At 56.3% G+C, this 13,345-nt stretch carries 11 protein-coding genes, 1 tRNA gene and 2 pseudogenes; 5 read left to right on the top strand and 9 right to left on the bottom strand.

What is annotated here, in order from left to right:
- The first annotated feature begins 256 nt into the window (after positions 1 to 256).
- The 4 genes and pseudogenes from OAN307_RS28345 (at position 257) to OAN307_RS17950 (ending at position 3,237) form a co-directional block, all read left to right on the top strand.
- Positions 257 to 1,452, top strand: a pseudogene (locus tag OAN307_RS28345) (IS3 family transposase).
- Positions 1,453 to 1,699: 247 nt separating this feature from the next.
- The gene (locus tag OAN307_RS17960) at positions 1,700 to 2,383 is read left to right on the top strand and encodes a D-lyxose/D-mannose family sugar isomerase (protein WP_015501004.1); all 684 of its coding nucleotides are present in this window, start codon (positions 1,700 to 1,702) and stop codon (positions 2,381 to 2,383) included.
- Positions 2,384 to 2,506: 123 nt separating this feature from the next.
- Positions 2,507 to 2,788 carry a hypothetical protein gene (locus tag OAN307_RS17955; RefSeq protein ID WP_044044943.1) on the top strand — a complete coding sequence of 94 codons (282 nt, stop codon included), beginning with the start codon at positions 2,507 to 2,509 and terminating at the stop codon, positions 2,786 to 2,788.
- Between the two features lie 119 nt (positions 2,789 to 2,907).
- On the top strand, positions 2,908 to 3,237 hold the full coding sequence (locus tag OAN307_RS17950; RefSeq protein ID WP_015501002.1) for an arsenate reductase family protein: 330 nt from the start codon (positions 2,908 to 2,910) through the stop codon (positions 3,235 to 3,237).
- Positions 3,238 to 3,302: 65 nt separating this feature from the next.
- Here OAN307_RS17950 and OAN307_RS17945 read toward each other — a convergent pair whose 3' ends face one another.
- Genes OAN307_RS17945 through OAN307_RS17915 form a run of 7 tightly spaced genes read right to left on the bottom strand, consistent with a single transcriptional unit; the run spans position 3,303 to position 9,820 of the window.
- On the bottom strand, positions 3,303 to 4,232 hold the full coding sequence (locus OAN307_RS17945) for an AEC family transporter (RefSeq protein WP_015501001.1): 930 nt from the start codon (positions 4,230 to 4,232) through the stop codon (positions 3,303 to 3,305).
- Positions 4,233 to 4,236: 4 nt separating this feature from the next.
- A complete protein-coding gene (locus tag OAN307_RS17940; protein ID WP_015501000.1) occupies positions 4,237 to 5,031 on the bottom strand; it encodes an MBL fold metallo-hydrolase in 795 nt (264 codons plus the stop codon).
- Positions 5,028 to 5,852, bottom strand: coding sequence for a TatD family hydrolase (locus OAN307_RS17935; protein ID WP_015500999.1), 825 nt, complete (start codon positions 5,850 to 5,852; stop codon positions 5,028 to 5,030). Before OAN307_RS17935 ends, OAN307_RS17940 begins: the two co-directional genes overlap by 4 nt.
- Before the next feature lie 9 nt (positions 5,853 to 5,861).
- Entirely contained in the window at positions 5,862 to 7,016 is a 1,155-nt protein-coding gene (locus tag OAN307_RS17930) for a DNA polymerase III subunit delta' (RefSeq protein WP_015500998.1), read from the bottom strand.
- Complete coding sequence (tmk, locus tag OAN307_RS17925) at positions 7,016 to 7,681, bottom strand: dTMP kinase (protein WP_015500997.1); 666 nt, start codon at positions 7,679 to 7,681, stop codon at positions 7,016 to 7,018. Before tmk ends, OAN307_RS17930 begins: the two co-directional genes overlap by 1 nt.
- Positions 7,682 to 7,683: 2 nt before the next feature.
- Complete coding sequence (locus OAN307_RS17920) at positions 7,684 to 8,883, bottom strand: D-alanyl-D-alanine carboxypeptidase family protein (RefSeq protein ID WP_015500996.1); 1,200 nt, start codon at positions 8,881 to 8,883, stop codon at positions 7,684 to 7,686.
- A gap of 19 nt (positions 8,884 to 8,902) precedes the next feature.
- Positions 8,903 to 9,820, bottom strand: coding sequence for an SPOR domain-containing protein (locus tag OAN307_RS17915; RefSeq protein ID WP_015500995.1), 918 nt, complete (start codon positions 9,818 to 9,820; stop codon positions 8,903 to 8,905).
- Positions 9,821 to 10,041: 221 nt separating this feature from the next.
- Here OAN307_RS17915 and OAN307_RS17910 point away from each other — a divergent pair.
- Positions 10,042 to 10,131, top strand: a tRNA-Ser gene (locus tag OAN307_RS17910).
- Positions 10,132 to 10,450: 319 nt separating this feature from the next.
- Here OAN307_RS17910 and OAN307_RS17905 read toward each other — a convergent pair.
- A pseudogene (locus tag OAN307_RS17905) lies at positions 10,451 to 10,729 on the bottom strand (type I restriction-modification enzyme R subunit C-terminal domain-containing protein); the annotation flags it as partial.
- A gap of 366 nt (positions 10,730 to 11,095) precedes the next feature.
- Complete coding sequence (locus OAN307_RS17900; RefSeq protein ID WP_015500993.1) at positions 11,096 to 13,207, bottom strand: tetratricopeptide repeat-containing sulfotransferase family protein; 2,112 nt, start codon at positions 13,205 to 13,207, stop codon at positions 11,096 to 11,098.
- Between the last annotated feature and the right edge of the window lie 138 nt (positions 13,208 to 13,345).

Genomic DNA, 13,345 nt, shown 5'->3' with positions numbered 1-13,345 from the left:
ACGTAGCCCCGAGAGGATGCAACGGTCATAATCCCTCTCAATGTGCCTGATCTCAAACCTTGCGGAAGGCGACCTCAACGTCGTCGCGAAGGTAAAGCGCGCCAAAATCCACACCTTGTGGAGCAAACGGTTTGACGCCAGCAGCTCTCAATCTGGCTAAAAGCGTTCTACGATGTTCACCAAATTCGATTGAAGTGGTCCGGCAAAACTGGACAGCGTGCTAAGATGTATCCAACACGAACGAATGGATACGAGGATGACAAAGCGACGGAACTTTTCAGACAACTTTAAAGCTACTGTGGCGCTTGAGGCGCTGCGCGGTGACAAGACGGTTCAGGAGATTGCGGCCAAGCGGCAGCTCCACCCAACGCAGGTGAGCACATGGAAACGACAGGCGATCGAAGGCATGGCCGGGGTTTTTACCGACAAGGTCAAAAAGGCTCAGAACAAGGCCGGTGAGATTAAAGAGCTGCACGCCAAGATTGGTCAGTTAGCGGTGGAGAACGTTTTTTTGTCACAAGGGCTGAAGACAGGTTATTTCGCTAAAGCGAATTCACCGGGGTGAGCCCATCAAAACGCCGCGAGATGGTCCGCAAAGAGAACACAAAACTGAGCCTGACGCGCCAGTGTAAGCTGCTCAAGATCAGCCGTTCGTCGATCTATTACACACCAGTTGGGGTGAATGCTGAGACGCTTAAGCTGATGCATGAGATTGATCGGATATTTACGAAATATCCATTCTTTGGCAGCCGACAGATAGCAGCCTATTTGCCCCAGTCAGGGTTCTCTGCGGGTCGGCATCGTGTTCGTCGCCTGATGAACATCATGCCTTGCCCGGCAGGCGATGCAAAGCATCGCTGAGAGGGGGTTGTAGGCCATCTACAAGGGGCCGAACACCAGCAAGAAGCACCCACAGCACCGCATTTATCCATACCTGCTGAGAAAGTTGGCAATCACCCGACCCAATCAGGTCTGGTGCAGCGACATCACCTACATACCCGTCAAGAATGGTTTTTTGTATCTGGTGGCGATCATGGACTGGGCAACGCGAAAAGTGCTGACTTGGCGGCTCTCAAATACGCTGGATGCTAGCTTCTGTGTTGAGGCGCTGGAGGAGGCTATCGCCCGATACGGCAAGCCAGAGATCATGAACACGTCCAGGGCAGCCAATACACTGGCGCGGGTTGGATCACAACTTTGACCGAAGCCAACATCAAAATATCAATGGACGGACGCGGCCGCTATCTCGACAATATCTTCATCGAACGTCTGTGGCGATCCCTGAAGCAGGAGGCCGTTTACTTGCATGAAATCACCGATGGGTTCCAAGCAAAACGGATCATCGATACATGGATTGGGTTCTACAACTCAGAACGCCCTCACACGGCCCTTGATAAGCGAACACCGGACATCGCATACTTTGGCCATGCGGAGATACGAAAAGCGGCATGAACATAAATCAGATGCATCTTAGCCAAGCCACATACCTGTCCTGAAAAGCAGGGCCACTTCACTAATCACACATATTTTCCGCACAATGTGGCCTAACTAGCTGAACAATAAAATTATAAAGAGGCCACTCGACCGCACCATCTGACTTTATGCCTAACGTGTAATTTCACAGCACTAAGATTTTTTTTATTTTGCCTGCGTGCGATGTCGAGTAGACATTAATCTTACGGCAAAGGGAATTTAGCACATGAAACGCTCACGTATTAACGACATCATTGCGCAATCTGATGACATGATTCAGTCATTCGGGTTTCGATTGCCGCCCTTTGCCTATTGGACCGCCGATCAATTTGTCGCCAATACCGCCAAAGCCAAGGCCCTGATTGATGCGCGCTGCGGATGGGACATCACGGACTATGGTATGGGTCGTTACGACGAAATGGGGTTATTTCTGTTTACCTTGCGCAATGGTCGATTGGCCGATCTGCAACGCGGCGGCGGCATGTGTTATGCGGAAAAGCTGTTGATTTCCAAGCAGGACCAACTGTCGCCGATGCACACCCATGTTGTCAAGGCAGAAGACATCATCAATCGCGGCGGGGCGACGCTGGTGGTCGAACTCTACGGTTCTGATGAGAGTGGAAATTTCGCGCAGGACCGTGGTGGATCTGTCATGTGTGATGGCATTGCGACGCCTTTTGATCCAGGGTCGAAACTGATGCTTGAGCCGGGTCAAAGCGTGACGTTGATGCCGGGTGATTGGCACGCCTTTTGGGGGGACGGCGGTGATGTTTTGATCGGGGAAGTTTCCACTGTCAACGACGACGAGACCGACAATATTTTTCGCGAGGACATCGGGCGGTTTTCGACAATTGAAGAAGACACCAAACCAAGCCACCTGCTGGTGAGTGACTACCCGACATATCTGTAGCCAAGCAGATTGTGACCATCTGGTCCTAAGACTCTGGCCCTAGGACTGCGGCCGCTCCAAAGTGGCTTGCCAAGTTTGATAAATGTTCCTATTTTGTTCTAAATTGTAGAGTGAGGGATGAATATGACTGATTCCAGTGAAACCGCGCCGAAAATGCATTATATCTGCCAGACATACGTTGCAAAGGCGGGTAAAGGCGCCGGGCAGGCCAGTATGCAGATCGGCAAACAATTCCAGTATACGTCAGCGTCGCCCGCACAAGAACGCGCGGAACGCGAATCCAAGTCGGACGCGTGTATCGGTGCTGACGCCTATATGGTGATCGAAGATCAAGAATCCGGCGAGGTTGGGATGCCAACGTTTCTAGCCCGCTTCGGGAGCGTTCCTGAAATTGATGCATTCTAGGTCGAACCGATCAAATTCGCAGTCTGGGTTTTAAATTGGATTAGCCAGCTGCTTTGGGGCTGTTGCGTTGGGGGCGCTGATGCATAAAGGTGCGGGATCATCGGATTGGGAATTTTGACATGATTATCTATGGATTAAGCACCTGCGCAGTTTGCCAGCGCGCCCGCAAAGACCTCGAATCTGCGGGCAAAGTTGTCGATTTTCGCGATATCCGTGCCGATCCGCTGGACGAGGCTGAACTGGCAGAGTTGATCGTGGAGTTTGGGGATCGCTTGGTGGATCGCAGTTCAAACGACTATCGCGCGCTTAACGACTGGCTGAAAAATTCCGAAGCCGAAGCGCAGATTGCGGCCAAGCCGAAGGTGATGGCCCGTCCGGTGATCCGCGATGGTGACGCGTTATACCTAGGATGGGATGAGGCTGTTCAGGGTGCGCTGCTTGCAGGGTGATACCCCATGTCAGGATGCTGGGTTCAGACAGTGAGCGCAGCATTTCGGGCAACGTGACGAAGCGTCTATGGCAGAACCCCAAGCCAGAGCGCGGTTGTCACAATCGATAACCCTGTGCCAACCAACACCGCCGATGCCGCCACCCGTTTGGCCACGCCGTACATGTTTGCAAACACATAGGCGTTGATGCCCGGTGCGACGGATGCCGTCAGGACCGCAGACCGGAAGGCATCTGTCGAAAGATCATTTGCACTGCCGAGCGTCCAGACAATCGCCGGATGTAGACCAAGCGAGACCGCGCAGACAAACAAAATAGTGCGCATGTCACCTTCGGGGCGATAGCGATACAGCACGCCGCCCAAACCAAACAAGGCTGCGGGCAGTGCCGCGCGCACCATTAGGTCTACCGCATCGGTAAAGACCACGGGCAGCGGGATGTTCCCCAGGTTGACGACAAACCCTAGCGCAATTCCCAGCACCAATGCGTTTGAAAACATCGCCTTGCCGACTTTCACGGGAATATGGCGCAGCGGTGTTCCTTGGGCGCGCACGAGTTCCATTGCGGTGATGCCGAGCGCGTAGCCAAAAGGTGCGTGAAACGCGATGATCGTATAATTTCCAAGCAATGCATCCGCACCATATGCGCGTTCAGTGATTGGCAAACCCAGCAATAAAGTATTTGAAAACAAACAGCAAAATGAGATTGCAACGCAGTCTTCCCACGGGCGTCTAAACAGAAAACGCGCCCCCAACAGCCCGACTGCAAAGGCCCCGACGACGCCGCTGTAAAAACTTAATAGAAGTGGCAGGTCGAAGTTTTGTTGCAGATCAAGCGTCGAAATTGCGCGAAACAGCAGACAGGGAATAGCAAAATTTTGCGCGAACTTCATCAAGCCGTCGACTGCGCTGTCGGCAAATAATCCGCGCCATACAGCGATGTAGCCAAACCCCATTACGATGAAAACTGGCAGGACGATGGTGAAGATATCTGACATGGCGCTAGTCGGCGATTGTCAGGGTCATGCCATCGTAAGCTGGCTGGATATTTTCGGCCGTTTCAGCCTCCAATGTCGCGTAGTCCAGATCGATGTGCATGTTGGTCAGAACTGCCTGTTTGGGTTGAACGAGGTCGATCCATTCCAGCGTCTTGGCCAGATGTGCGTGGGTCGGGTGTGGATCACGGCGCAGGGCATCGACGATCCACAGGTCAAGGTTTTCCAACAGCGGCCAGACATCATGGGGAATGTCGGACACGTCGGGCAGGTAGGCGGCGTTGTTGATGCGAAAGCCCAAGGCGTCGATGCTGCCATGTTCGACCTCAAACGGGGTGAAGGTGATCGGGCCACCCGCGCCGTCAATCGTCACGTCGCCGTCAATCGTGTTGAGGTCACATATCGGTGGGTAATTTGACCCTTTGGGCTGCACAAAGGCATAGCCAAAGCGTGCCAACAGTTGATTTCCTGTGTCGCCGTCGGCCCAGACCTGCAACCGTTGGCGCATGTTGTAGACGATCATTCGAATATCATCGAGGCCGTGCACGTGGTCGGCGTGGGCGTGGGTGTAGATCACCGCGTCAAGTTCGCCGACATTCGCGTCCAGCAATTGCTGGCGTAGATCGGGGGAGGTGTCGATCAAAACACGGGTCACGCCGGACGGCGTTGTTCGCGTCACCAAAAGTGAGCAGCGTTTGCGGTTGTTCTTGGGGTTGGCCGGATCGCAGGCCCCCCAATGACCGCCCAATCGCGGCACGCCGCCCGATGATCCACAGCCAAGGATGCGCAGGGCTATGGTCATGGTTTCCACCCCGCTGCTTTGGCGAATAGGCGGTCGAAATTGGCCGATGTTTGGGCGGCGAAGTCTTCGTAGCTTAACCCGAAAACTTCGGCGCCGACTTTGGCGGTGTGCGCTGTGTATGCTGGTTCATTGCGACGCCCGCGATGGGGCGGTGGCGCAAGGTAAGGGCTGTCGGTTTCGACCAGAATGCGGTCAACGGGTGCGCTGGCGAAAATATCGCGGAGTTCTTGCGATTTTGGGAACGCGGCGATGCCCGACATCGACAAATAAAAGCCAAGGTCAATCGCCACACGTGCCAGTTCCGCGCTGCTCGAAAAGCAGTGCATGACGCAGGTGAATGGTTTTTGTTTGTAGGTGGCGCCCAAGATGTCGATCATATCAACATCGGACGCACGGTTGTGGATGATCAGCGGCAGGCCGGTTTCTTGTGCCGCTTGAATGTGTACGCGCAGGGATTGTTTTTGCACGTCGGCTGTTTCGGCTGTGTAGTGATAATCCAACCCGCTTTCGCCGATGCCGACCATTTTTGGATGCGCTGTCAGTGCGATCAATTCGTTCACGGTTGCCATCGGTTCGTCAGCCGCGCTCATCGGGTGGGTGCCGGCTGCGTAGAAAACTGGTGCGAAGTCTTGTGCGATGGCGCGGACCTGGGGTTCAAGGCGCAGCCGTGTGCAGATCGTGACCATCCGCGACACACCTGCATCAACGGCGCGGCCAATCACGTCGGCGCGTTCTGCATCGAAGTCAGCAAAATCGAGGTGGCAATGACTGTCGACGATTTGCGGCACGATTTGGGCGGGGGCGTTATCAGACGGGGACATTTTCGACCTTTAAACAGGGGCCACACCTTCGGCAGCCTTTTCGATCTTAAACAGCGTATCAAGGATGAGGGCGGCAGGGTCAAGATTGACTGCTTTGCCATGACGCGTGCGATCAGTGACCTCTTGCGCCAAAGCAGCCCAAGCGCGCGCTGCGGCGTCATGGGGAGAGAGTTTGGCAAGCAACAATGCCTCACCTGTTGCGGCCTGCATTGCCGGTGGGCCTTCCAATCCAGCGCGGGCAGCACGTGCGAGAAACTTGTCGATCAGATCAAGGGTGAGCGCAAAGCGCGTCGCACCCGCCTTGCCGATGCAACTGTCCGCAAGTTTAAGGGCACGAGGGCGATCAAAATTAGGCAAGCCATTGAACAGGATAATTAATTCTGAATACAGCGAAAGCCCGTCGAGGTTTGTCAGTCGGATCGCCTCACCCACAGAGCCACCCGAAAGCGCAGTCAACGCATCGCCGCGATCAACCATAATATCAGCCTGCGCAAGGGCTGCCGTCACATCATCTGTGCCCAACAATCCACAACGCAGTATCCGGCAGCGCGACCTGATCGTTGGCAACAGCCGAGACGGTTGATGCGACACCAGCAGAAAGAATGTATTCTTTGGTGGCTCTTCAAGAACCTTGAGAATGGAGTTGGCAACCGACGGGTTCATTTCATCTGCGCAATCAATAATGACCACGCGGCGACCACCGTCCGCGGCACTTTGATGCAGGAAGTCCATCAGCTTGTTGGGGCCACTTTTGTGACCGCGCAACGCTGCCATGGTGATTTGGTCTTGCAAGCCAGTTTCCGTGACATTCATTGTGCGCCGAACCACGAATAATCGTGGATGTGCACCGGCGTGCAGCAGCCGCAGATCGCCATTATCATCATCCACATCAAGACTTGTGGGCGGGGGCGGGGCACTAAACATGTCATCGCCTGCCACCAAGGGCTGGGACAACAAAAACGCGGCCATGCGCCATGCAAGCGTCGCTTTGCCGACGCCCTGCGGACCGGTGATCAGCCAGCCGGAATGCAGGCGGTCTGAGGTAAACGCGTCTAGGAAATCAGTTTCCGCGCGGGATTGGCCGAACAGGATCGCTGTTTGGGACGGATGGGGCGCGCCTTCGATTTGGTCAGGGCGCGGGCGGTCTTGCGGCGCGATGGCCATCAGATCGCAGACACGCGGTCGGTAACATGCACGGCGATTTCAGCCGCCACTGCAACGGGATCACGGTTGCCGTCGATCAACACGCAGCGGTCTGGATTGGCTTTTGCGAGAGCGAGGAAGCCGTGGCGCAGGGTTTCCTGAAATGCCAGCCCCATGTCCTCGAACCGGTCTTCGCCCGACCCGCGCGCCAAGCCGCGCGACAATGCAATGCCTGGGTCCATATCAATAATGAACGTCAGGTCCGGTTCACGGCCAATCATGACGTCGTGCAAAGTGTCGACCGCGCCGCGCAACGCCCCGCGCGTTGCACCCTGATAGACGCGGGTACTGTCAGCAAAACGATCACAGATGACGGTTTTTCCAGCGGCCAAGGCCGGCAGGATCGTCTTTTCCAGATGGTCGCGACGCGCGGCTGTAAACAACAGAATTTCGGTTTCTGCCGACCATCGGTCCGGATCGCCCGTCAGCAGCAGCGCGCGGATTTCCTCAGCACCTGCGCTGCCGCCCGGTTCACGGGTCAGAACAGCATCTGGAAAGCGGTCTTTGAGCAATTTAGTTTGGGTGGATTTTCCGGATCCGTCGATCCCCTCAAATGAGATAAACAGCCCATGAGGTGGCCCGCCGTGGGCATTGCTTTGTGCAGTGACGTGGGCATGATTGACCATGATCACTCAGCCTCAACGAGGTCGGGATCCTGCGCGTTTATGCGCTCAATTAGCACACCCGCTGCGGTGCGCAGACGTGAACTGAACCCACCCAATGCGACTGACGCGTCTGCCACCAAAGGCACGCGCGTTTCGGGCAGATTTTCGAGGTGGATGACCAATTCGGCAATCGCGTCCCCTTGCACGATCGGCGCTTGGATTGGACCAGTGTAAACAACTTCTGCGCTGATTTCTCTGCTACCTGATGTTGGGACCAACAAGGACAAATCTTCCTGTAACAACAGCCCCACGACGGGTTGTTCGCCGCGCCAAACTTCGGCTTGCGCGATCTGGGTACCGCCGCGGGCGATGTCGCGCTGGGTAAATTGGCGAAACGCCCAATTTACGATGCGTTCCGTTTCTGCGGCACGTTCTTGTGCAGTTTCGATCCCTGTGACGACGAAGATGATGCGGCGATCACCTTGTTTTGCAGACCCTACGAGCCCAAAGCCGGCCTCGCGTGTGTGGCCGGTTTTCAGACCGTCAGCCCCAATGTTCAACGCCAACAAGGGGTTGCGGTTTCGAATATTGGCAAGGTGTTCGCCGTCATAGTCAAATTCCCGCTCAGCAAAGAGCGGATAGTACGTCGGATAATCGGTGATCAATCGATCTGCGAGCGTGCCAAGATCGCGCATCGTCACGCGGTTACCTGCGGCCGGCCAACCGTTGGAATTTGCAAAACTGGAATTCATCATGCCAATCTGCTGGGCACGCTCGGTCATCTGCTGGGCAAAGCCCGCTTCGGTGCCATCGCGCGACAGAGCTTCTGCGATCACGCACGACGCGTCATTGCCCGACAGAACGATAATGCCGCGCACCAGGTCTTCAACACGCACACGGTCGGTTGTGTCGAGAAACATCGTCGATCCGGTGTAATCCATGCAGTGCTGGGACACGGGCAATACATCGTCAAACGTCAGGATTGGGTCCTGCCCGTTTAACGGGTTTACCGCCTCAAACGCCATGTAAAGTGTCATGAGTTTGGACATCGATGCGGGCGGCAGCGGGTCGTCCGCGTTCTTTTCAAGCAAGACGATGCCCGTAGAATGATCCAGCACATAGGCTGCACCGGCGCGGGTGTCGAACGTCTGCGCGGAAACCGGGGCAGCACTGGCGGCAATCAGGGCAAGTATGGCGAAAGGGGCAGCGATGTGGCGGATCATGGGGCCTCTCGGTGGGGGGTTAGTTGGTGACAAAATAGGCGTCTTCGAACCCTTGTGCCTTGACTTGAATCAGCAGCTCAGCGCGTTCGGATTCAGATGTGGTGGGACCTACGATGACGCGCCAGAACGTGCGGCCTTGGCTGGCTTGTTCAAGCACTGTGGGCACAATTCCGGTGCCTCGCAAGCGGTCAGCGGTGCCGCTGGCGTTGCCTTCGACCGAAAATATACCAATTTGGATGAACGGGCGATCAAGGCCCGACGCAGTTGGGGCGGCGGTGGGACGCGGTGATGGAACGGGCAGCGCAGCGGTGGGAATTGGTGGCGCTGCTTCGGCGGCATCAATTGCTGCCGCCGCGGCTGCGATCGGGTCAGCCCCGTCCAATGAAGTGCTGGCAATCGGCGTTGCTGCAATGTCTGACGGGGCTTCAAAATCAGCAGTCGGCATGGCTTGCGGTGGATCGGCAACTTCTTCGCGGCGCAGCGCGGTCACTTGCAACTGCGTTGGCGATCCTGCGAGCATTTCCAGCGCGGCAGCCGCATCGGAAGAAACTTGCAATGACGGACCCGGATTGTCGCGTTCACGACGAAACAACGCCCCGATCACGAAGGCGCCGTTGGCTTGGTTGCGGATGATCACGCGCTCTGGCTCGGTGACGTCGGGATGGGCGACCCAAACACCGCCTAGCGACGGGCGACCGTCCCATAAACCGCCTTCTGTGACCTGAAATGCGTCGGGCGCTTCAACGTCGCGTTCCACCAGTTGCACGCTTTGCGATGCTGCAACGGTGGTGACATTATCCGTGCCCGCGCCCAAAGTTGGCAGAGCAAACTCACCGTTTTCGTCACACGCGCTGAGCGCCATGACCGAAGTCATGGCGAGTACCATCCCGAAATTCTGTTTTGATACCAATATTTTGCCTGAAATATCTCTTGCCATTATTCGCCCTCTTATCTGCGCCACATTTTGCGGCGCTGTGCCCTTTGCGGACTTGGTCTGCTCAGTCAGATTGGCCCGCAATGGCAGGCGTCTGTGGGACATTAGCTGCGCGCGCGCAGCTTTAAAAGGCTTTGGTGAGGTTTCGGCGGATTTCCTCTTTGGCAAAAGGGTGTTTAGGTCCTTTTAGAATCAATTGGCACTGCTTAAAGGTATTTTTCAGCGGAGGCTTGGCAGAGTGGTCGAATGCACCGGTCTTGAAAACCGACGAGGGTGAAAGTCCTCCCAGGGTTCGAATCCCTGAGCCTCCGCCATAAAGTATTGATAATACTGCCTAATTTTGTACCTGGGTGGGTCAGTCACTAACTGGACACTAAATTGCTTCACGCTTCTCCGCATTTTATTGTTGAACATTAAGCCCACGTTGCCAAGGCAGCATTCGACCAACCAAGATGATCAGGCATGCACTGTGTCGTTACGAAATATTAGTATCAAATTCGACAATCTCGCCCCCCCCCCCCGGCCTCACACGACGTAGGCGCGGTTGATCTTATAGGCCGCACCAACAAAACGGCGCTATTTCTGACCTTTTAAATGATAAGACAAACGAGTTTGTAGTGGGTCTCTAGGCGCTTACTGATGGTAAAGGTGCATCTGAATATCGGTGAACGCCTTCTTAATTGTCGGAATTTCCCCTAACACTCGTTTGGCTCCGTTTGTGCCACCATATTTTACGCGCAGAAAATCACCTATCTTTGACAAGGCTAACTCGTCCACGCCATGTCGCTCGTAAGCTGCCAACACTGCCTCCAAGAACGACCGCATTTCCCCATCTATCTCCGCCAAGCCCACGTCGCGCGCAATGTCAGCGCGCTCGGTTCGTTGCAAAGGCTTCAACGTGAACCTGACATAGGGGCCTTGTCAACTTAGCTTACCAAAATGGCGCGGAACAATTTGCAGTGCTAACTATAGAAGATCCTATCATAGCGGAGCGTCACAAAGGACGGTTAGCCGACCTTCGCTGCTATTGCGAAGATGTCGTGCAACAATGTCGAGAGCAGACATTGCGAAGGTTGGCTGTGATCTCATTTTGACAAGTCCATGCGAGCTGCACAGAGGGCTGCTATTTGGAGGGGGCTCCACCCGCCGGCGCACCGCAAAGCGCTGGCTATCTATCCGATTAAACTGAGCCCGGCTTGGTCACTCCAGCTCAGAGGCTCTGACTCTTGCAAATATACTGTCCAGCCTTCGAGGGAGAGATCGCGTGACGCTGGCCGGTCATTCTGACTGGCAGTTCGCGCCGAGTGTCTTGAGCATCGGGCCGAGGTGGTCTTCATAGGATTTCCATTTTCGCACCGAGGAGGTGTAGACGGGTTGGCGCACTTGTGTGACCGATGCGGTGCGGATTGAGCGTTTCGTTTCGTGGAACGCGAGGCAGGCATCGTCCCAAGGCAGTCCGCACCAATCCACGAAGCTCCGTGCTCGCGGTTCGAACGCGCCAACGAGCGTTTCATATTCGGAGTCCAAAAACGCGCTCGCTGGCAGAACTGCGCGCCAGTGATCCATCATCCGGCGGTAGGCGTTGTAATAACGCGCCATCTCAACCTGATCGTAACTGTGTAGCTGTGCTCTATCGAACAATCTCGTATAGCAACTAACGCAAGTGTCGACGGGATCGCGCATGGTGTGCACGATCCGCGCGTTCGGCATCAGTGCGTGGATCAGCCCCAGATACAGGAAGTTCGCTGGCATTTTGTCCGTGACGTGCAGGCTATCCGGTGCGCGCTGGCCAAGGCTTTCGACGTAAGCTTCGACGATGCGGGTCAGGCCGGGGCCGTCACCGCGTGTGATCACATGCGGATAGCGCGCTTCGGGGTCGCCGTTGTCCATTGGCAGCAGGCGTTGCAGGTCATGAAGTTCGCCGGCCCCGTGCACCTGCGGATGGCTGGCCAAGATCGCCTCGGTCAGGGTGGTGCCCGAACGCGGCATCCCCAGCACAAATATCGCGCGGTCTGATGAAATCGCAAAACTGCGCAGACGCTCGATAGTTGCGGCGTCCATCACCTCAATGATGTGATCAACCCTGTCCTCAAACTGTGCGGCATCATAGTCGATCTCTGCTCGCTTGAGCGTCGCGCCAGCGGCGTAATGTGGCCATGCCTCGCTGAAGCGCTTTTGGTCCTCATAGCCTTTACCAAGCGCGTAGTGCAGCGCGACGGCGCGCTTGGGTGGCATGGTGTCCAACCCTTCCGCCGCCGCTTCCAGTGCGATCATCGCGGGATGGTCTGCCGCGACGCGGCCCAATCGCACGAGCCCCAGATGCCCGCCGAACTCGTCCGAGCTCAACGCCAAGGCGCGCTCGAACATGGTGCGCGCTTCGTCGGCGTCCCCCAACTCCATCGCAAGGTATCCCAGCGAGATGAGGGCCGCGTGAAAGTCGGTATCGGCCGCCAGCGCGCGGTTGTAGGCGTCGCGCGCCTTTTCGGGTGCACCAAGTTCACCAAGACATATGCCTGCCTGATGATGGGCCGTTGCCGAGTTAGGGTCGATGCGCGCCGCCGCAGCTGCCACGACCAGTGCTTTGTCCGCGTGGTTCTTTTGCTGGAGGACTTGGCTCAGCCCGACATGAGCGGAGATGTGTTTGGGATCGATATTGATGGCTGTGCGCAAGGCGCGTTCAGCGTCGTCTAGCGCGTCGCGGCGCAAATGCGCGCGGCCAATCACGGCGTGCATTTCTGCGGGTACTTTCGGGCGGACGTTAATGTACGGCAAAAGAATGCGCAGGGCCTCGTCCTCGCGGTCATCCTCGACCAACACGGTGCCAAGATTTGACGCGATTTCATCATCCGACGGCGACAGGCGGAGCGCGCGACGATACAGATCAGCAGCCGCTTTGCGGTCGCCACGGTCGCGCGCGATGGAGCCTAGGTTATTGACTGCGCGCGGCTGTCTGGGATCGATCGCCAACGCCGCCTTCTGCGCTGCCTCTGCGCCGTCCAGATCACCCGCATCGTAAAGTGCGATGCCCAGATTTGCCTGCGCAATTGCAATATCGGGGTTGGCGGCGACTGCGCGGCGTGCGGCATCCAACCCGCCGGTTGCGTCCCCGCCACGACGGCGCATCTCAGCGAGATTGGCAAGGAATACGGCATTTTTGGGGTGCAGGGTCACGGCGCGGTCCATCAGCGCCACAGCGACGTCAGTTCGACCGCGTGCCAATTCAGTTGCTGCCGCAAGGTTGAGCGCGTCGGCGTCAGTGGGCCGTGCGGTAACGAACGACTCAAGAATTCGTGCGGCGGCGTCAAACCGCCGCTCGGCATAATGCTTGCTGGCTTGCGCTAACGCTTGCGCAGGGGTGACTTGCATTTTTTGTGCGGAATGTTGGGTCATGGGACGGCCTTCCTAATGCCGAACGGCCTGACACCTTAGGCCACAATCCAAGCGGTTGCTGCCGTAAAGGCTGCCGGTCGATCAGCTGATTTGCAGGATATACGCACCCTAAGGACAAAAAATATTAAAAACATTAGT

Source organism: Octadecabacter antarcticus 307 (genome assembly GCF_000155675.2).
GTDB classification, from domain to species: Bacteria; Pseudomonadota; Alphaproteobacteria; order Rhodobacterales; family Rhodobacteraceae; genus Octadecabacter; species Octadecabacter antarcticus.
Note: the sequence above shows the minus strand (reverse complement) of the source record. Positions and strands in the feature narration are given on the sequence as shown.

Bases quoted from the DNA above. Each gene is read 5' to 3' on its own strand.
- OAN307_RS17955 (WP_044044943.1), top strand. From the start codon at position 2,507: ATGACTGATTCCAGTGAAACCGCGCCGAAAATGCATTATATCTGCCAG.
- OAN307_RS17950 (WP_015501002.1), top strand. From the start codon at position 2,908: ATGATTATCTATGGATTAAGCACCTGCGCAGTTTGCCAGCGCGCCCGC.
- OAN307_RS17935 (WP_015500999.1), bottom strand. From the start codon at position 5,852: ATGTCCCCGTCTGATAACGCCCCCGCCCAAATCGTGCCGCAAATCGTC.
- tmk (WP_015500997.1), bottom strand. From the start codon at position 7,681: ATGGTCAATCATGCCCACGTCACTGCACAAAGCAATGCCCACGGCGGG.
- OAN307_RS17945 (WP_015501001.1), bottom strand. From the start codon at position 4,232: ATGTCAGATATCTTCACCATCGTCCTGCCAGTTTTCATCGTAATGGGG.
- OAN307_RS17960 (WP_015501004.1), top strand. From the start codon at position 1,700: ATGAAACGCTCACGTATTAACGACATCATTGCGCAATCTGATGACATG.
- OAN307_RS17920 (WP_015500996.1), bottom strand. From the start codon at position 8,883: ATGATCCGCCACATCGCTGCCCCTTTCGCCATACTTGCCCTGATTGCC.
- OAN307_RS17930 (WP_015500998.1), bottom strand. From the start codon at position 7,016: ATGGCCATCGCGCCGCAAGACCGCCCGCGCCCTGACCAAATCGAAGGC.
- OAN307_RS17900 (WP_015500993.1), bottom strand. From the start codon at position 13,207: ATGACCCAACATTCCGCACAAAAAATGCAAGTCACCCCTGCGCAAGCG.
- OAN307_RS17915 (WP_015500995.1), bottom strand. From the start codon at position 9,820: ATGGCAAGAGATATTTCAGGCAAAATATTGGTATCAAAACAGAATTTC.
- OAN307_RS17940 (WP_015501000.1), bottom strand. From the start codon at position 5,031: ATGACCATAGCCCTGCGCATCCTTGGCTGTGGATCATCGGGCGGCGTG.